Source organism: Nocardia sp. A7 (genome assembly GCF_046549215.1).
Classification (GTDB): domain Bacteria; phylum Actinomycetota; class Actinomycetes; order Mycobacteriales; family Mycobacteriaceae; genus Nocardia.
Map to the genome: position 1 here is coordinate 213220 of NZ_JAJPWE010000003.1, position 17717 is coordinate 230936.

At 67.3% G+C, this 17717-nt stretch carries 16 protein-coding genes; 3 read left to right on the forward strand and 13 right to left on the reverse strand.

The window, feature by feature from the left end; all coding sequences use genetic code 11:
• Positions 1–22: 22 nt before the first annotated feature.
• Both groL and groES read right to left on the reverse strand, forming a co-directional pair.
• Complete coding sequence (groL, locus tag ACLJPD_RS19085; protein WP_410873735.1) at positions 23–1633, reverse strand: chaperonin GroEL; 1611 nt, start codon at positions 1631–1633, stop codon at positions 23–25.
• 83 nt (positions 1634–1716) lie between these two features.
• Positions 1717–2016 (reverse strand): co-chaperone GroES, encoded by a 300-nt coding sequence (gene groES / locus ACLJPD_RS19090; protein WP_056818214.1) that lies wholly within the window; start codon positions 2014–2016, stop codon positions 1717–1719.
• A 374-nt stretch (positions 2017–2390) separates the two neighbouring features.
• Here groES and ACLJPD_RS19095 point away from each other — a divergent pair, with 374 nt between their 5' ends.
• The gene (locus ACLJPD_RS19095; RefSeq protein WP_410873737.1) at positions 2391–3905 is read left to right on the forward strand and encodes an Hsp70 family protein; all 1515 of its coding nucleotides are present in this window, start codon (positions 2391–2393) and stop codon (positions 3903–3905) included.
• A 31-nt stretch (positions 3906–3936) separates the two neighbouring features.
• Here ACLJPD_RS19095 and tsaD read toward each other — a convergent pair whose 3' ends face one another.
• The 7 genes from tsaD to ACLJPD_RS19130 form a co-directional block, all read right to left on the reverse strand.
• Positions 3937–4983, reverse strand: coding sequence for a tRNA (adenosine(37)-N6)-threonylcarbamoyltransferase complex transferase subunit TsaD (gene tsaD, locus ACLJPD_RS19100; protein WP_410873738.1), 1047 nt, complete (start codon positions 4981–4983; stop codon positions 3937–3939).
• The gene (rimI, locus tag ACLJPD_RS19105; protein WP_387216822.1) at positions 4980–5474 is read right to left on the reverse strand and encodes a ribosomal protein S18-alanine N-acetyltransferase; all 495 of its coding nucleotides are present in this window, start codon (positions 5472–5474) and stop codon (positions 4980–4982) included. The genes tsaD and rimI overlap by 4 nt, the downstream gene beginning before the upstream one ends.
• Positions 5475–5503: 29 nt before the next feature.
• Positions 5504–6196 (reverse strand): tRNA (adenosine(37)-N6)-threonylcarbamoyltransferase complex dimerization subunit type 1 TsaB, encoded by a 693-nt coding sequence (gene tsaB, locus ACLJPD_RS19110; protein WP_410873740.1) that lies wholly within the window; start codon positions 6194–6196, stop codon positions 5504–5506.
• 65 nt (positions 6197–6261) lie between these two features.
• On the reverse strand, positions 6262–6711 hold the full coding sequence (tsaE, locus tag ACLJPD_RS19115; RefSeq protein ID WP_410873742.1) for a tRNA (adenosine(37)-N6)-threonylcarbamoyltransferase complex ATPase subunit type 1 TsaE: 450 nt from the start codon (positions 6709–6711) through the stop codon (positions 6262–6264).
• A complete protein-coding gene (locus tag ACLJPD_RS19120) occupies positions 6704–7777 on the reverse strand; it encodes an alpha/beta fold hydrolase (RefSeq protein ID WP_410873743.1) in 1074 nt (357 codons plus the stop codon). Before ACLJPD_RS19120 ends, tsaE begins: the two co-directional genes overlap by 8 nt.
• Positions 7774–8901 (reverse strand): alanine racemase, encoded by a 1128-nt coding sequence (gene alr / locus ACLJPD_RS19125; RefSeq protein WP_410873744.1) that lies wholly within the window; start codon positions 8899–8901, stop codon positions 7774–7776. The genes ACLJPD_RS19120 and alr overlap by 4 nt, the downstream gene beginning before the upstream one ends.
• Before the next feature lie 70 nt (positions 8902–8971).
• Complete coding sequence (locus ACLJPD_RS19130; protein ID WP_410873745.1) at positions 8972–10426, reverse strand: bifunctional ADP-dependent NAD(P)H-hydrate dehydratase/NAD(P)H-hydrate epimerase; 1455 nt, start codon at positions 10424–10426, stop codon at positions 8972–8974.
• Between the two features lie 70 nt (positions 10427–10496).
• Between ACLJPD_RS19130 and ACLJPD_RS19135 the strand changes: the two genes are divergently transcribed.
• The gene (locus ACLJPD_RS19135; protein WP_410873746.1) at positions 10497–10922 is read left to right on the forward strand and encodes a cupredoxin family copper-binding protein; all 426 of its coding nucleotides are present in this window, start codon (positions 10497–10499) and stop codon (positions 10920–10922) included.
• 33 nt (positions 10923–10955) lie between these two features.
• Here ACLJPD_RS19135 and glmS read toward each other — a convergent pair whose 3' ends face one another.
• A complete protein-coding gene (glmS, locus tag ACLJPD_RS19140; protein WP_410873748.1) occupies positions 10956–12836 on the reverse strand; it encodes a glutamine--fructose-6-phosphate transaminase (isomerizing) in 1881 nt (626 codons plus the stop codon).
• A 36-nt stretch (positions 12837–12872) separates the two neighbouring features.
• Here glmS and ACLJPD_RS19145 point away from each other — a divergent pair, with 36 nt between their 5' ends.
• Positions 12873–13727, forward strand: a complete 855-nt coding sequence (locus tag ACLJPD_RS19145; protein WP_410873749.1) for a dienelactone hydrolase family protein — start codon at positions 12873–12875, stop codon at positions 13725–13727.
• A 51-nt stretch (positions 13728–13778) separates the two neighbouring features.
• Here the strand turns inward: ACLJPD_RS19145 and ACLJPD_RS19150 are convergent, their stop codons facing one another.
• The 3 genes from ACLJPD_RS19150 to ACLJPD_RS19160 form a co-directional block, all read right to left on the reverse strand.
• Positions 13779–15350 carry a serine/threonine-protein kinase gene (locus ACLJPD_RS19150; protein WP_410873750.1) on the reverse strand — a complete coding sequence of 524 codons (1572 nt, stop codon included), beginning with the start codon at positions 15348–15350 and terminating at the stop codon, positions 13779–13781.
• 131 nt (positions 15351–15481) lie between these two features.
• The gene (locus ACLJPD_RS19155; protein WP_410873752.1) at positions 15482–15916 is read right to left on the reverse strand and encodes a hypothetical protein; all 435 of its coding nucleotides are present in this window, start codon (positions 15914–15916) and stop codon (positions 15482–15484) included.
• 50 nt (positions 15917–15966) lie between these two features.
• Positions 15967–17694 carry a hypothetical protein gene (locus ACLJPD_RS19160; protein WP_410873754.1) on the reverse strand — a complete coding sequence of 576 codons (1728 nt, stop codon included), beginning with the start codon at positions 17692–17694 and terminating at the stop codon, positions 15967–15969.
• Positions 17695–17717: the final 23 nt, after the last annotated feature.

Below are 17717 nucleotides of genomic sequence, written 5' to 3' on the forward strand. Positions count from 1 at the left end.
CGGGGGCCTTCGTTTGTCTATCTCAGTGCGCGTGACCGTGATGGCCGTGGTCGTTGTCGGCGTCGGCCGGCTTCTCCACGATGGCACTCTCGGTGGTCAGGATCATCCGCGCGACCGAGGCGGCGTTCACCACGGCGGAGCGGGTCACCTTGACCGGGTCGACGACACCGTCGGCGAGCAGGTCGCCGTAGGTCAGGGTGGCGGCGTTGAAGCCGTCCTTGCCCTCGGAGACCTTGGCGACGACAACCGCACCGTCGAGACCGGCGTTGCTGGCGATCCAGTACAGCGGCGCCTCGAGGCCCTTGCGAACCACCTCGACACCGACGGCCTTGTCGCCGGTGAACGAGTCACGCAGCTCGACCAGCGCGGCAGCGGCGATCACGAGCGCCGAACCACCACCGGGGACGATGCCCTCCTCGACCGCGGCCTTGGCGGCGGCGACCGCGTCGTCGACGCGGTACTTGCGCTCCTTGAGCGCGGTCTCGGTGGCAGCGCCGACCTTGATCACCGCGACGCCACCGGCCAGCTTCGCCAGGCGCTCTTCGAGCTTCTCGCGATCCCAGTCGGAGTCCGAGGCCTCGATCTCGCGACGCAGCTGCGCGCTACGGCCCTTGATGTCCTCGTCGGAGCCCGCGCCGTCGATCAGCACGGTCTCGTCCTTGGTGACGACGACGCGACGCGCCTGACCCAGCTGCTCGATGGTGGCCTCGCGCAGGGTGACGCCGAGATCGGGGTTGATCACGGTGCCACCGGTGACGACGGCCAGGTCGTCGAGGAACGCCTTGCGACGGTCACCGAAGAACGGCGCCTTGACCGCGACGGCCTTGATGGTCTTGCGGATCGAGTTCACGACCAGGGTCGACAGCGCTTCGCCGTCGACGTCCTCGGCCACGATCAGCACGCTCTTGCCGGACTCGGCGATCTTCTCCAGCAGCGGCAGCAGATCGGGCAGCGAGCTGATCTTGTCGCGGTGCAGCAGGACGTAGGTGTCCTCGAGCACGGCCTGCTGGGTCTCGGGATCGGTCTGGAAGTAGGGCGAGAGGTAGCCCTTGTCGAACTGCACGCCCTCGGTGATGACGAGTTCGGTGTTCGTGGTCGAGGATTCCTCGACAGTCACGACGCCGTCCTTGCCGACCGTGGTGAGTGCCTTGCCGACCATCTCGCCGATTTCCTCATCACGCGAGGAAACGGTGGCGACCTGAGCGATGGCCTTCTCGCCGGAGACGGGGGTGGCCAGCGCGAGCAGCACCTCCGACACCTTCTCGGCGGCAGCGGCGATGCCCTGGCCGAGGGTGATCGGGTTGGCGCCCGCGGCAACGTTTTTCAGGCCGGCGCGCACGAACGCCTGGGCCAGCACGGTGGCGGTGGTCGTACCGTCGCCCGCGACATCGTTGGTCTTGGTGGCGACGCTCTTGACGAGCTGTGCGCCAAGGTTCTCGAAGGGGTCCTCGAGGTCGATCTCACGCGCGATGGTGACACCGTCGTTGGTGACGGTCGGGCCACCGAAAGCCTTGGCCAGCACCACATGCCGGCCACGGGGGCCGAGGGTCACCTTGACGGCGTCGGCCAGCTTGTCGACACCGCGTTCCAGAGCCCGGCGAGCCTTTTCGTCGAACTCGATCTGCTTGGGCATAGAGGATTCAGCTCCTGTTTGTGAACGCAATCCGCCCCGGGCCTGTGAAGACGCCGGGGCGGAACGCTGATGCGGCGTTGGCCTTACTTGGTGACGACGGCCAGGATGTCGCGCGCCGAGAGGATGAGGTATTCCCCACCCTGGTACTTGATCTCGGTGCCGCCGTACTTGCTGTAGATGACGACGTCGCCTTCTTTGACATCGACCGGGATGCGGTCACCCTTGTCGGTGACGCGACCCGCGCCGACGGCGATGACGGTGCCCTCCTGGGGCTTCTCCTTGGCCGTGTCCGGGATGACCAGGCCGGAGGCCGTCGTCGTCTCGGCCTCGTTGGCCTGGACGAGGATCTTGTCCTCGAGCGGCTTGATGTTCACGCTCGCCACGTTGAGCCCTCCACTTTCAGGGGAAATTTCAGTTGTCCGGAACTGGTGTTCCGGACCGGGTTTCGGTCAGCTCGCGACCCTGCGCGCAGCCCCGTCGTCGCGGGTGCCGGAGCCAAGCTCAGAAGTCGGCTGGCACGAGTAGCTGAGCAATGCCCAACCGGTAGTGCCAACTAGCACTCTATACGCGAGAGTGCCAGCACTCAAGGTCGGGTTCTGCCGATGTCGCATTCTCGACACGCCCACACTGGCCAGTGATCTTCACATCGCCTGCAACAATCTGTAACGTTCGCATAACAGGCTGTGACATAGCACAAGGAAGGCGCTATTCGCTCGGAGAGAACCATCGAGAACCATCGGCGTGAAGGGAGGTGAACATGCGAACATCCCTCGGCATCTCGGCCGGGAACGAGGTGGTGTGCTCGGCACTGGTCGCGACCGGTTCGGCGGGCGAGCAGAATTTCGACTACCGGGTCGTTTCCGCCGATGAGGCACATTCCGACCTCGGTGATCTCGTGTCGTCCTCGATCGAGTTGATGACCACCCAGCTACCCGTGTCGACCCAGCTGCCGGTGTCGGCGGGGATGATGGGCGAACCTTTCGGGCGCTATTCCGGTGGGTACAGTCGCGCCGAATCCCGTTCGCGCCCGTCGAGTGTCGCCGTCGCCTACCGCAACAAGGAACAGGCACAGGCCATTCGGGCCGCCACCTCCCGCCATCGCGATCTGCGGTTGGTCACCGAGGGCGCCGCCGCCCTCGCCTTCCTGCACCACACCGGCCTGCTCGACCGCTACGCCACCGTGGCCGTGATCGACCTCGGCGCCACCGGACTCACCGTCACCGTGGCCGACTACGCCGACAGCGTGGTCTTACACACCGAACGCACACCGACGCTGAGCGGCAACGCGATCGACGAGTTGATCTACCACCACCTCGTCGACCTGCACTACGCCCGTCGCGGCACCCGCCCCAACCGCACCACCCTGACCAACCGCGGCCGCGCCGCCAAGGAACACCTGTCGCTGGCGCCCGTGGTCACCATCGATCATGTTGCGGGACAAGGGCTCGAGCTCACCCGTCCCGATTTCGAGGAGCTCATCGGCGGCCTGCTGCGCAATATCGCGCTGTTCTCGTCGTCGGTGTTCACCCGCGCGCCGAAGTACCCCGACGCGGTCGCCGTGATCGGCGGCTGTGCCAATATCCCGTGCGTCGTCGACATTCTCGACACCCGCCTCGACGTGCCCGTGCTGACCGTGCCCGACCCCGAAGCCGTGATCGCCAAGGGTGCCGCACTGGTCGCCGATGCCGAGGCACCCGCCGGGTCGGCGGGCGGCGTGCACACCGACGCACCGAGCGCCACCTTCGCCAAGGTGGTCGGCACCCTGGTCGGCGCGGTGGTCGTCGTCGGCCTGGTGATCGGCTACGGCGTGCAGGCGGTCACCCCCGACTCCCCCGATGTCACCCCGGCGGGCACGAGCAGCACCGTTCGTCAATCCCCCTTACCGTTGGGGCCAGGCCCGGCACCCACCCCCGTCGGCCGCGAGAGCACCGGCGCCACCGTCGCCCCACCCGCGTCCGAGTCCCCCGCGGCCACCACCAATCAACAGCCTGCCAACACGCCGACGACAAGCCCCAGTGCCCCCGCAGCGCCCGCCTCGACAACGGCACCCACCCTGCGCCCCGATCCGAACCTCCCGCAGATCCCCTACCCCGAGTCCCCCCTCGGCCCCATGGACAGCGGCTCCGGCGCCGGCAGACAACAACGCCCCAGCACCCCCAACACCTCCCCCACCCAGGCCCCCGCCAACAGCACCCTCCCGATCCCCCCGGCCACCGCAACGGACGGCGTCCCGCGACAACCAGCCGGTCAGCTGCCGACACCGCAGGGCTAGCCGGGTCCCCACCCAGCCCCCGCCGGAGCCGCTAACCCCGCAGCGCGCTCACCGAAACCGGCAACCCCGGATCCGTGGCGACAGTCAACGCCGCAGGCTGAGCCCCCGCCGCGATCACATGCGCCCCCAACGCCGCGATCATCACCCCGTTGTCCGTACACAGCCGGGGCTTGGGCACACGCAACGTCAAACCCGCTGCGGTACAACGTTCTTCGGCCAGCGACCGAATCCGAGAGTTGGCAGTGGCACCCCCGCCGAGCACGATCGTGTCGACCCCGACGTCTTGCGCTGCCCGCACGGCTTTCATGGTCAGCACGTCGGCGACAGCCTCTTGAAAAGAGGCGGCGATATCAGGAATGGGTAGCTGATCAGCGGTGATCCCCTGACGCTGAGCAGCCTCGACATAGCGAGCCACCGCGGTCTTGAGGCCCGAGAACGAGAAGTCGTAGCGCGCGTCACGAGGCCCCGTCATACCGCGCGGAAAAGCGATCGCCCGCGGATCACCGTCGGCGGCAGCCGCATCCAGGTAGGGCCCACCGGGATACCCGAGACCGAGCAACCGCGCGACCTTGTCGAACGCCTCCCCCGCGGCATCATCGACGGTGCTACCGAGCTCGGTGATCGGCTCGCCCAGATCCGTCACCTGCAACAGATGCGTATGCCCGCCGGAAACCAGCAGCGCCACCGCGGGCGGCATCGGCCCGTGCTCGAGCGTATCGACCGCCACATGCCCACCGAGGTGGTTGAGCGCGTAGAACGACACATCCCAGGCCGCCGCATAAGCCTTCGCCGCGGCCACCCCCACCAGCAGCGCGCCGGCCAGCCCCGGCCCGATGGTGACGGCGAGCGCGTCGGGCTTGCTGATCCCCGCGGTCGCCAGCGCACGACGCATCGCGGGCACGATCGCCTCGAGATGCGCCCGCGAGGCGATCTCGGGCACCACGCCACCGAACCGCGCGTGCTGATCGACGCTCGAGGCCACCTCATCGGCGAGCAGTTCGACAGACCCGTCGGCATGTCGGCGCACGATGCCGACTCCCGTTTCGTCGCACGAGCTCTCGATCCCCATGACGATCACGACAGCACCTCGTCCTGCCGTCCACGCGCCGCCCACTCGTCGGCCGCGGCGGTCAGTTCGGGGCGTCGCATCGTGTACGCGTCGGCACCGCTGGGGTGGTAGTAGTTCTTGCGCAGTCCGATGATGTGAAACCCGTGCTTGGCGTACATCGCGATCGCGGGCGCGTTGTCGGTGCGCACCTCGAGGAACACCGGCCCACCGCGTTCGGCCGCCGTGGCCAGCAGCGCTTCGAGCAGCAGCGTCCCGATACCGCCCCGATGACATTGGGGGTCGACGCCGATCGTGTGCACCTCGGCCTCGGGATGCGCGTCGTCACCGAGCAGCGCGATGCCCGCGTAGCCGACCATCACCCCGTCGGCATCGCGAGCGGTGATGTAGCGGTTGTGCCCACCGGCCAGCTCGGACCGGAACGACACCGCCTGCCACGGGTCGTCCTCAGGGAACAGCAGGTGCTCGAGTTCGACGCAGCGGTCGATATCGGGCAGCGTCATGGGAGCAATCAGGTACTCGGTCACGGCACTCACGCCCCGGTCCGGTCGAGGGTGCGGAAGCTGTTCTCCACCGCATCGGGCCTGCGCAGATACAACGGCACCAGCGCCGCCGGCACCTCCCCGGCCAGCAGCGCCGACGCGGCGACGGCGACCAGCCCGGCGGGCGAGGGCGTCTCGGCGGGCAGCACCGGCAGATCGAAATAATCCACGTGCGCGGCCGACCCGGCGACCGCCGCGGCATCACCGACCGGCACGTCGACAGCCTTGTTCACCTCGGGACCGGCGACCCGCGCCCCGTTCAGATACTTGGCCCAGTACACCTCGCGCCTGCGCGCATCGGTGACCACCAGCAGTTCGCCGGGATCGCGCTGCTCACCGACGGTGTCGGCGGCGATCGCGTCCAGGCTGCACACCCCGTGCACGGGTAACCCGAGCGCGTCACCGAAGGCGGCCGCGGTGGCCATCCCGACGCGCAGCCCCGTGAACGGTCCCGGTCCGAGCCCGACGACGACCGCGTCGAGTTCGCCGCGACTCACCCCCGCTTCGGCCAGGCATTCCAGGATCTGCGGGGTGAGGACCTCGGCGTGCGCGCGGGCGTCGACCTTCACGCGGGCAGCGAGCGTCGCCACGGCGGGCCGGGTGCCGGATTCACCGGCAGGTGACAGGTGCACCAATCCCGCTGTAACGGCGGGTGTCGCGGTGTCGACTGCTAGTACGAGCATGATTGTCTCAACAATACCGGGTGGTTTCGCCGCTCGGCGCGCACCGGTGCGCGGGTGATCGCGCGTTATTCGATCCATTCCCAGATCGCCGTGCGCACATCGGATTCCGGCTCCCGGGCGAGTTGCACGCGCAAATGCCGGTCGGCGAGGTGTTCGACCACCCCCTTGCCCCATTCCACGACGACGACCGCGTGGTGCAGGTCGGTGTCGAGGTCGAGGGAGTCCAGTTCGTCGAGGTCGCCAGCGAGTCGGTAGGCGTCGACATGCACCATCGCCACCCCGGGCGTGCCGTCCGGCCGCACCCCGGCTTTGTGAGCTCGCGCGATGATGAACGTCGGCGAGCTGACCCGGCCCGCGACACCGAGGCCGGCGGCGATCCCTCTGGTCAACGCGGTTTTGCCGGCACCGAGCGGTCCGTCGAGGACGACCAGGTCGCCCGGGCGCAGGGTGGCCGCCAGCTCGCGGCCGAAGGCTTCGGTGTCCTCGACGGTCGCCAGGACGCGTTGTTCAGCCACCGACGGCCTCCTCGCCCCGTGCGGTGATCCCCGCGCGCGCCAGCAGCCGGTCGAGCGCGGCCAAGCTCACCTCAGGGAACTGCAGGTGCGGCATGTGCGCCGCCGCACGCACCCGGACCAGCTCGCTGCTCGGCAGTGCGGCCGCCAGTGCGCGGGAGTTGCGGAACGGGATCACCACATCGTGAGCACCGCCGAGGATCAGGACCGGCATTGCGTCCAGGACCGCCAGCGCGGCCGATTCATCGTGCAACTCAATCGCTTTCAGGAACTTCTCGATGGTGCCGACCGGTGTGCGGTCGATCATCATCGTGGTGAACCGCGACAGCGTCGGACTCACCGTGCCGTGGAACGAGCTGACGTGCAGGATCGGCGTGACCACCTGCTTGCTCGCGCTGCGGCTGAACTGCACCAGCGTCGGCGCCGTCCGCGCCGCCAGCCGGAACCCGTCGACCGCGGGGTGGCGAATCAATTGCGAGATCCCGGTGGCGGTCACTTCCGCGGCCGCCGTGCTGAACAGGCCGACCGCGCGCACCCGCGTCGCGAACAGTTCGGGGAACTGCGCGGCCGCCGCGAGCACACCCATTCCGCCGAGCGAATGCCCGACCAGCACCACCGGTCCCGTTGGCGCGCACTCCCGGATCACGCCGGCGATGTCGCGGCCCAGCTGTGCGACCGTGCAGCTCTCGGTGCTCGGCGTGCCGGAACGTCCGTGCCCGCGCAGATCGAAGAACACCAGCCGGATCCGCGAACCCCACTCCTGCGCGAGATCGCGGCGCTGGAAATGGAAGGACTCCATGCTGTTGCAGAATCCGTGCACGAAAACGACCGTGACCTCGGCGGAGTCGTCGCCGAAGGTACGGGTGGCCAGCGATACGCCGTCGTCGGCCAGTACCGAGCCCGGCTCGTCGGTGTCGATGAGGGCGAAGTTCTCTTCGCGATATTCGTCGCGTTCGGCGGGCCACATCACGCGCGCGCCGATCTGGCGCAAGGTGTGGGCGATGGCGAGTCCGGCGAGCAGCCCCGCGGTCGCGAGGCCGCCGCGGCGGATCACCGTGCGCCGGGTCATCGGCCGGTGCCTACGTAGCGGCGGACCACACGACCACGCGGCGCGCAGACGACCTCGTAGTCGATCGTGTCCAGCGCCCGCGCCCAGTCGAGCGCGTGTGGCTGTCCCGCGCCGCCGCCGAACAGGACCGCGCGATCACCTTCGCGCACACCACCCGCGTTGTCGCCGAGGTCAACCATGAACTGGTCCATGCACACCCGCCCGACATTACGGTGTCGAGCCCCGCCCAACCACACCTCGAAACGTCCACTGAGCGACCGGAACACCCCGTCGGCGTACCCCGCGGGCACCAGCGCGATCGTGGTGTCGCGCGGTGCCACCCAGCGATGCCCGTACGACACGCCCTCCCCCGCCGCCACCTTTTTCACCAGTGCGACCTCCGCCTGGAACGTCATCGCGGGCTTCAACCCGAATTGCCCGAGCTCCGGAATGGGCGAGTGCCCGTACACCGAGATGCCGGGCCGAACCATGTCGAAATGCAGATCGGGCCTGGTCAAAGTGGCCGCCGAGTTCGACAGATGCACGAGCTCGGGTTCGAGTCCGTACTCCTTGGCCAAGGCGATCGCCTCGATGAACCGCTCCCGCTGCCGATCCAGCATCGGATGCCCCGGCTCGTCGGCATGCGCGAGGTGGGAAAAGATCGCCCGCAGCCGCGTCACCTGCCCGTCGACGAGCCCCCGTAAGGCCTTCAGGACCTGCGGGTACTCCGTCACCGACACCCCGTTGCGATTGAGTCCTGTGTCAACCTTCACCGTCACCGTCGCGGTCTGCCCCATCGCCACCGCGGCCCGCTCCACCGCCCGCAACTGCGCCAGCGAAGACACCCCGATCTCGAGATCTCCCGCGACGGCACCCGCGTAATCAGCGTCAACGGTATTGAGCCAGCAGAGAATCGGCGCGGTGATCCCCGCCGCGCGCAACGCAAGTCCCTCCCCGACAGTGGTCACCCCCAGCTCCCGAGCCCCCGCCCCCAATGCCGCCCGAGCCACCTCCACCGCCCCATGGTTGTACCCGTCAGCCTTGACCACTGCCATCACAGCGGCCCCCTGCGCGTACTCCCGCAACACCCGCACGTTATGAGCAATGGCATCCAAGTCGACGACCGTCTCCACTTGCGCATTCACACCCCCGATCGTGCCAGGGCCGCGAGAATTCGCGCGACCTGGGGCGCATCGCACCCGACCTGAGTCGCGACTACCGACCCTGCGCTGCGTTCCCACCCATCTCCCGCAACATCCGCACAGCACCCCGAACATGCCCCAGCAAAGGCGTCGCTGAAATCGGCGCCCCCGCATCCTGCCCCGCGTAGGCAGCCGAATTCGCCGCCAACGCGTGCACCCGAGCGCCGGCCGCAGCAGCCCACCCCGGCTCGCGCCCCGCGGCGAGCAACGCCCCGATGATCCCCGACAGCACGTCCCCCGACCCCGGCGTAGCGGCCCAATCCCCGCCGGCGTCATTGACCAGCGTGGCCTCTCCCGGCGAAGCGATAACCGTCGCCCGCCCCTTGAGCAGAACGGTCACACCCCACTGCTCGGCCAGCCCCCGCACCGCCCGCACCCGATCACCCCCCACCGCCGCCCCCGTCAATCGAGCGAACTCCCCCGCGTGCGGCGTGAGCACCGTCGCAGCCGGACGCCCCCGAACCAACCCTGGTTCCTCGGCGAGAATCGTCAAGCCATCAGCATCGACGAGCACCGGCAGATCGGTGGCCAGCACCTCGGCCAACCGATCCCGAGCCGCCGAATCAGTCCCGCCCCCCGGCCCGACCACCCAGGCCTGCACCCGCCCGGTCTCCGAAATCGATGCACTGGCAACAATTTCGGGGAATTTCTCCAGCACCTCGGTATCGGAACCCACATAACGAACCATCCCCGACGTCGCCGCCACCGCCCCACCCGTGCACAAAACTCCCGCCCCCGGATACTTCGCGCTCCCAGCGCAAACTCCGGTCACGCCCTGACTGTATTTGTCATCCGTTGGCCCCGGCACCGGCCACCCGGCCCCCACCGCCGCGGGCTCGAGTTGCGCCAATCCGGGCTCGCCCAACCGTAACCCGATCGGCACCAACACGATTCGTCCACAGCGCGGCACAGCCAGTGCGTGCACCGGCTTGTACGCACCGAACGCCACCGTCACATCCGCCGTGACCGCGGGCCCGTCCACCGAACCCGTATCAGGATCAACCCCACTGGGCAGGTCAACCGAAACGATCGGAACACGCACGGCAGCAACCAGTTCCGCGGCCTCCGCCCGCAACGGCCCCCGCCCGGAAATGCCCACGATCCCGTCGATCACCAGGTCGACCGCCGCGAGCCGATCAACCACCCGCCCACCGGCCGCCCGCAACGCGGCGAGCCCCTCCCTATGCGCCCGTTCAGGATTCAACAGAACCGCCGATACCCGCACCCCTCGCCGCCGCAGAAACACCCCCGCCCACAACGCATCCCCACCGTTATCCCCAGACCCCACAAGCAAACCCACCGTTCGCCCGACCACTCCCCCAGTCCGCGAACGCAATTCGTTGACAACCACCCCCGCCAGCCCGAAAGCGGCACGTCGCATCGGCATTCCCGCAGGCACCCGCGTGAACAGCTCGGCTTCCGCAGCCCGAACCTCGTCGACGGTGTAGTAGCCACGCCGATCCGACATAGTCGCCTCCCAGCCACCCGAACGGGCCGCCGACCGGCCCGGGATCGCTCGCAGACTACGCTCCACACCCATGTCGATGGTTCGTCACCGCGCCGCATCCGCCCGGTTTATCGCCGGATCAGTCGTGGCCGCCGCCCTGTTCTCCGCCGGCTGTTCCGGCGACTCGGGAAACGCCGCCACCACCACAACCCGCAAACCCCGCCCGGTCACCACCACGACCACCACCCAGCAGCACCCCCCGACCAACCTCACGGTCGAGGTCGGCAGCATGAAATACGCCCCCGCCGACGCCACCGTCAAGGTCGGCGAAACCGTCACCTGGAAGTTCTCCGACAAGGTCCCGCACAACGTGCAGGGCATCGGCGACAAGGCGATGGGCCTCAACAGCCCCATCATCGACAAGGGTGAATGGTCCTACACCTTCACCCAACCCGGCACCTACCGCTACATGTGCACCCTGCACCCGGAAATGCGCGGATCCATCACGGTCAAGTGAGCGCCGACCTCGTAGCGAGGCCGGCGTCGAGCCCTATTCGACGGTGACCGATTTGGCCAGGTTGCGGGGCTTGTCCACGTCGTAGCCCAGCGTCTGCGCCACCTCGGCGGCGAAGATCTGCAGCGGCACCGTCGACAGCAACGGCTGGTAGAGCGTCGGGGCGACCGGGATCTCGATCAGGTCGTCGGCGAACGGGCGCACCGTGTCGTCGCCCTCTTCGGCGATCACGATCGTGCGGGCCCCGCGCGCCTGGATCTCGCGAATGTTGCTGAGCAGCTTGGAATGCAGCACCGCGCGCCCCTTCGGCGATGGCATCACCACGATCACCGGCAGACCTTCTTCGATCAGCGCGATCGGCCCGTGCTTGAGCTCGCCCGCGGCGAAGCCCTCGGCGTGCATGTAGGCAAGTTCCTTGAGCTTGAGCGCACCTTCCAGCGCCACCGGGTAGCCCACGTGGCGACCGAGGAACAGCACCGTCGGCACATGGGCCAGCTCACGCGCGATGGCCCGCACCTGCGGCGCCGTCTCGAGCACCCGCGAGATCAGCTTCGGCATCGACTCGAGTTCGGCGAACTCACGAGCCACCTCGTCGGGGTACTTGGTCCCGCGCGCCTGGGCCAGCGCCAGACCGACCAGGTAATTGGCAGCCACCTGCGCGAGGAAGGCCTTGGTCGACGCGACACCGATCTCGGGCCCGGTCCGCGTGTAGATCACCGCGTCGGATTCGCGCGGGATCTGCGCCCCGTTGGTGTTGCAGATGGCGAGCACGCGCGCCTTCTGCTCCTTGGCGTGCCGCACCGCTTCCAAGGTGTCGGCGGTTTCACCGGACTGTGAGATCGCGACGACCAGCGTCGACCGGTCGAGAACCGGGTCGCGGTAACGGAATTCGCTGGCGAGCTCCACCTCCACCGGCACCCGGGTCCAGTGCTCGATCGCGTACTTGGCGAGCAGCCCCGCGTGATACGAACTGCCGCAGGCGACGACGAACACCTTGTCGAATTCGCGCAGCTCCTGATCGGCGAGGCGCTGTTCGTCGAGGACGATCCGGCCGCCGTTCTCGTCGATGACGAAATGCCCCATCAGGGTGTCGGCGACGGCGGTCGGCTGCTCCTCGATCTCCTTGAGCATGAAGTAGTCGTGGCCACCCTTCTCGGCGGCGGCGAGGTCCCAGTCGATGGTGAACGGCCTGCTCACCACCCCCTCGGTGTTGCCCGCGAAGTCGGTGACGGTGTACCCGTCCTTGGTGATCACGACGGCCTGGTCCTGACCGAGCTCCACCGCCTCGCGGGTGTGCTCGATGAACGCGGTGACATCGGAGGCGATGAACATCTCGCCTTCGCCGACCCCGACGACCAGCGGCGTCGACCGGCGAGCCGCCACGATCGTGCCGGGATGATCGGCATGGGTGAACACCAGCGTGAACGCGCCCTCCAGCCGCTGCACCACGGCCAGCGCACTCGCGGTGAAGTCACCCGCGGTGGGCCCTTCGGCGTACGCACGCGACACCAGATGCACCGTGACCTCGGTATCGGTGTCGCTGAGCAGCTCCACACCCACGTCCTCGAGCTCGCGGCGCAGCGGGGCGAAGTTCTCGATGATGCCGTTGTGAACGACAGCGAGCTTGCCGGAAATATCGCGATGCGGGTGCGCGTTGCGGTCGGTCGGCGCACCGTGGGTGGCCCAGCGGGTGTGCCCCATCCCGGTCGACCCGGCGAACCGCTCGGTCCCCTTCTCGCCCAGTTCGGCTTCGAGATTGGCCAGCCGCCCGGCCTTCCGTTCGACCGCGAGAGCACCGTTTCCGTCGAGGATCGCGACCCCCGCCGAGTCGTATCCGCGATACTCCATGCGTCGCAGCGCGTCGACGACAACGCCGAGCGCATCCCGGTATCCGACGTACCCCACGATTCCGCACATGGTCCACCACCCTACTGATCGGATAGTGTTCTGGCCGTGTCGGCCACTGTGAAATCGCTCCTGAGCGCCCTGTCCATTCGCGGCCCCCACCGGGTGTTGCGCGGGAATCTGGGGATCGCGGGGCAGCCGGGTGTGGTGTACACGCCCGAGTCCGGACTGAACCTGCCTGCTGTCGCGTTCGCGCACGGCTGGCTGACCAGCGCCGAGAACTACAAGAGCCTGCTCGAACACCTCGCGTCGTGGGGTTTCGTGGTCGCCGCGCCCGACACCGAACGCGGCCCGATCCCGTCACATCTCGACCTCGGCACCGACTTGCTCACCACGCTCGACATCGTCAGCAAGGTTCGCCTCGGCGACGGCACCATCAGCGTCCACCCCGACCGCCTCGCCCTCGCCGGCCACGGCATGGGCGCCGGTGCCGCCGTGATCGCCGCAGCCCAACGCCGCGTAGCCGCCATCGCCGCCCTCTTCCCCGCCCCCACCTCCCCCACCGCGGAGAGCCTCGCCCCCGAACTCGATACTCCCGGCCTGATCCTGACCGGCGACGACCTCGACTCGGTCAGCTCCAACGCCCGCCCCCTCGCCGCCGCCTGGTCGGGCCCCTCGATCCTGCGCACCATCGACGGCGCCTCCCACAACGGCATCATCGAAGGCCGTCGCCTCTTCGCCGCCCTCGGCGCAGGCCGCTACGAACACAAAACCGACAAGAACACCCGAGCACTGGTCACCGGCTACCTCCTCGCCACGCTCCTCGCCGACAAGAAGTACGCGGCCTTCGCCGACCCGACAGCCGAGATCCCCCACACGAAGGTGGTCGACCCGCACGCCGAGATCGAAGTCGAAGCACCAAAACTGTCCATCGGCACAGTCGCCAAACTCATCCGCGGCTGAGTCCCGACAGGTCGCAACTGCGGTGATCAGCGCGACTTCCCACGGACGGTTTCAGCTGCACAGGGGCGCGTTCGCCCACCAATCCGCTTGGAATTCTTCGACCTGCCGCACCGGGTCTTCAGTCTCGACTCCGAGATTGACCGTGATGGCGTATCGAGACATGTCAGGGTCATCAGGGAACGACGTGGCGTGCAGGGGTGGAGCCCCGCGCAGTGTGGATACTGCGACCGCTACGCTCTGTTGGCACCCCTGATGGGATTCGCGTTTGGTCGACCCCGCGATTTGGATCAGGCTGGCTTGGGCATTCCATGAATCGACATATTCCGAGACGACGTAGACCATCCGGTTTTCTGACGTGCAGCGCACCGAAGTCTTGATCGGCCATGTCGCTTCATGCGCCGCACATGTCGCATCGCGATACCCGGAGCCCAAGGGACTGCCCTCCGCACCGACCAGCCCGGGAAACTTCCCCTCTACGGTCTGCGACTGAGCGCTCTCGGCCTCCCTCGACGTCGCAGCACTATTGACATAGGTGACGATCACGCCGGCCGCACACAGGACGACCCCCGCGAGCGCCGCGGTCCGAAGCAATCGGCGACGTGGCCGAATTGACCTGGACGATTCGTTTGCGGTCTCGGGATCCGCCCTCGACATAGTCACCGGGTCAGGGTCGGACGTTGCGAGACGTGATCGGTGAAGCGATGGTCGCGGGGCCAGAGCTCCTCCGACCGGCACAACCAACGTCGGCTGTACCCGACTCGCCGGAACTGTCGCCCACGCCGCGGCCGCGCTGACACGAGACCCGCTGAACACTCGAGTCACGGCAGCCGCGAACTCGCTGCATGAAGCGAATCTGTTGTCCGGCTCCTTCGACATCGCTTGCCACACCACTGCGTCCAAGCCCACCGGCAGCCCTGACCGCATCGCCGAGATCGACGGCGGAGCAGCGGACATGTGCGCCTGAATCACCGAGACTGGGTTCGTCGCTGCGAATGGAACCGATCCTGTGAGTAGAGCGAATAACGTACAAGCAAGCGAATATTGATCGCAGCGCGGGTCAAGCGCTGATCCCGACAACTGCTCAGGCGCCGCATAAGCCAATGTGGCGGTGAACGATCCGGTCTGCGTGAGCCGGTTCTGATCGAGATGCAACCGCGCGATTCCGAAATCCGCGAGCATCACTCTTTCCGTGTGCTCGGGTTCGGATACGCCGAGCAGTATGTTCGCCGGCTTGACATCTCGATGTAGTACACCGTGACCGTGCGCAAAGTCGAGCGCTGCGGCGACCTCAGAGACGATACGGACAGCCCGTGTCGTCTCTAGCAGACCCAGGGCCCCCGCATCTGTGCCCTGCACGTACTGCATGGCGATCCACGGCCGCCGATCCTCAACGCCTCGGTCGTACACGGCGACAATATTCGGATGATCCAAGCGTGCAGCGAGATCGGCCTCGCGCGCAAACCGCGCTCGGGCTTCCATATCACCGAACATGCTCTCGCCCAGCAGTTTCAGCGCCACCGACCTAGGCAATCTAGGATGCCTGGCAAGATACACGGTCCCCATGCCGCCTCGACCGAGCACGCTCTCCAGTTGGTATCCGGCGACCGATGTGCCCACGGTCATGCCGCCCCCTTCGTCATCCCAGATCGGCGGGTCCATCCTGACGGCCGCCACGTCATCGTGCCCTAGCTCGGCTCTCTCGCCCCAACGCACGGCCGACATTCAATCGACAGTCGGCAGGCGATCGGCCCAGTTCAGTCCAACCAGGTCGAGCGGCGGTAGTACTCGGATTCAGAGTCGAAGTCACCGTCCGACGGGGCGACTGTCGACTGGGCTTGTCGGGCGGCTTTCGCGCGGGCGACCGCCGCCCGAATCTCGGCTTGCTGCAGTTGTTCTGGAGTCCAGCGGGGGTCGGGTTCCACCGTAGTCGGCGGCGGAACCTGTTGGCGCGCTGCGGGTTGAGTCCATTCCTCGCGAGTCGAGGGCTGCACGGCCGGGTCGGGCTGGGCTTCGCTGTCGTCCCTGTCGTCCTGTTCAGCCAGTTCCCGAAGCCGATTGCCCGCTTCGATCGCGAACTCCTCGGCACGGATTGTGGTTTGGCGGTTGATCTCGTCGATCTCCTCCATCAGCACCGCCGACCGACGACGCGCTTCGAAGGCGATCTGTTCAATCTCTGCTGCGTAGTCCACGGTCGATCATTCTCCGGCCGTCGATCGTGGAACGCCAAGTGCCGCCGTTGTCACAAGGGGCCTGCCTCGGACAGGACCGCGCCCGAGTCGCCCGGGTTGCTCGGCTCATGGTCGTCGATGCTCGGGGTGTGCTCGCCATCGGTTTCCTGCTGGGATGAGCGCGGTGCGGCCGGTACCCCGCCGGCACCGGGGCCTGACGACGGAGCGTCATCGCCGGTCCCATCGGTGACAGGCGCGTTGGTCGGATCTGGAGTTTCGGCAGTGGGCGGAGTGGCCCCCTCCGCACCCGGCGCGGATTCGGCAAGGCCCGCTTCGCCTTGTTCGGTGCCGGATTCCGGTGTGCCCGAACCCGACGCGCCGTTGGAATCGTCATCAGTCGCGGCAGGATCGGCAGAACTCGACTCCTGCTCGAGGACCGGCAATCCGTTGTCGTCCAACGTCAGCCGGTATTGCTGGCTGTCGCCGTTGGCGTCGGTGGTCGTCAATGACAACCCGTTCTCGCCGGCCTCGATACTCACCTTGGTGTCGCCGAGCTGGAACGACGCCTCGTGCTCGCCCGACAACAGACTGCTCGCCTGTTCGGTCATCTGCTCGATACCGTCGCTGATCGAGGTGCCCACCGATTCGGCAGCCGAAGTGAGGGTGTCGCCGAGGTCGCCGGTCAACGCACTCGACAAGGTGGTGCCCAACTCGCTGATCGCCGAGGTGAGGGTACTCAGTGCACTGCTTGCGTCCGTGTCGTCATCGGTGCTGGTGTCATCGGTCGTAGTGTCGGTGTCGGTGTCGGTGTCGGTGTCAGGCGTTGCGGTCTTTGCGGGCGACCCAGCCGACGCCGAAGCGTCCTCGGTTTTGGTCGCGGCCGCCGTGGTTCCTCCGCCGTTGCCGTCGGTCTTGCTCCCGCCGGTTGCGGCCGCGCCGTTGTCCTGAGACTTGTCGCCGGTCGCCTTCGACGGGTCCTCGGTCGATTTGGCCGGGTCACCTTCGGGCTTCGTTTCGACCGGCACAGCCCCCGAGGCCATCGGATACTTCGGATCCTCGGGCAGCAACTTTCCCGCCTCGATGATCTTCTGATAGATCGCTTGGACCTTGCCTTTGTATTCCTCGCAGATCTGCACGAATTTGGTCCGCTTGTCAACGTAGTCCGGCCGGAAAATTGTGTTGATCCACTGGTCGCAGAGGTCCTTGGTTGCCTGCTGCGTCCGCTCGGTCGACTGCCCCGCACCGAAAGGCGTCCGAAGGAGCTTCGACCACACGGTCTCGCTGAGTTCGCCGCTGTCACGCGCCGTCAGGATCGCCTCGATATCGCCGTCCGACATACCTGCTACCTCGACCAACCCAGACTCCGGCATCAGACGAAGAATCGCATCGACCTTCGCACTCACGACGGTGGGCAACTCGATCCCGGCTGTGAATATCGCATCGGAGAGCTGCTTGAAGTGCTCGATGTCGTCGTTGGCCTCCTGGATCATCCTCGTCAGCAGATCCGTGCCCTGCGTGCCTGCCTCGCCTTGCCAATTACCTTTCAGCGCAGTCACTGCTTGCCTCTGCACGTCGCGCTGCGCGCCGGCCGCCGCGAGAAGGCCGCTTGTCGCATTCCAGGTTGCGCCGGTGAGCTTTTCCGTGTTCATGCCTTGCTCGGCGTTGTAAATTTCCCCGAACTTCTCGCGCGGCCAACCATCGTCGGTACCGAACGCGCGAATATAGACGGGTGTGAGATGCCAGAAGTAGTTGAGGGCTCTCGCGCCCTTGGTGAGCAGATCATCCACAGCATTGACCATCGCGGAACTCCTTCGCCAGTACT

Bases quoted from the DNA above. Each gene is read 5' to 3' on its own strand.
- rimI (WP_387216822.1), bottom strand. From the start codon at position 5,474: ATGACGCTGCCCGATATCGACCGCTGCGTCGAACTCGAGCACCTGCTG.
- ACLJPD_RS19095 (WP_410873737.1), top strand. From the start codon at position 2,391: ATGCGAACATCCCTCGGCATCTCGGCCGGGAACGAGGTGGTGTGCTCG.
- ACLJPD_RS19150 (WP_410873750.1), bottom strand. From the start codon at position 15,350: ATGACCGTGGGCACATCGGTCGCCGGATACCAACTGGAGAGCGTGCTC.
- tsaB (WP_410873740.1), bottom strand. From the start codon at position 6,196: ATGCTCGTACTAGCAGTCGACACCGCGACACCCGCCGTTACAGCGGGA.
- ACLJPD_RS19160 (WP_410873754.1), bottom strand. From the start codon at position 17,694: ATGGTCAATGCTGTGGATGATCTGCTCACCAAGGGCGCGAGAGCCCTC.
- ACLJPD_RS19120 (WP_410873743.1), bottom strand. From the start codon at position 7,777: ATGACCCGGCGCACGGTGATCCGCCGCGGCGGCCTCGCGACCGCGGGG.
- glmS (WP_410873748.1), bottom strand. From the start codon at position 12,836: ATGTGCGGAATCGTGGGGTACGTCGGATACCGGGATGCGCTCGGCGTT.
- ACLJPD_RS19130 (WP_410873745.1), bottom strand. From the start codon at position 10,426: ATGTCGGATCGGCGTGGCTACTACACCGTCGACGAGGTTCGGGCTGCG.
- ACLJPD_RS19135 (WP_410873746.1), top strand. From the start codon at position 10,497: ATGTCGATGGTTCGTCACCGCGCCGCATCCGCCCGGTTTATCGCCGGA.
- groL (WP_410873735.1), bottom strand. From the start codon at position 1,633: ATGCCCAAGCAGATCGAGTTCGACGAAAAGGCTCGCCGGGCTCTGGAA.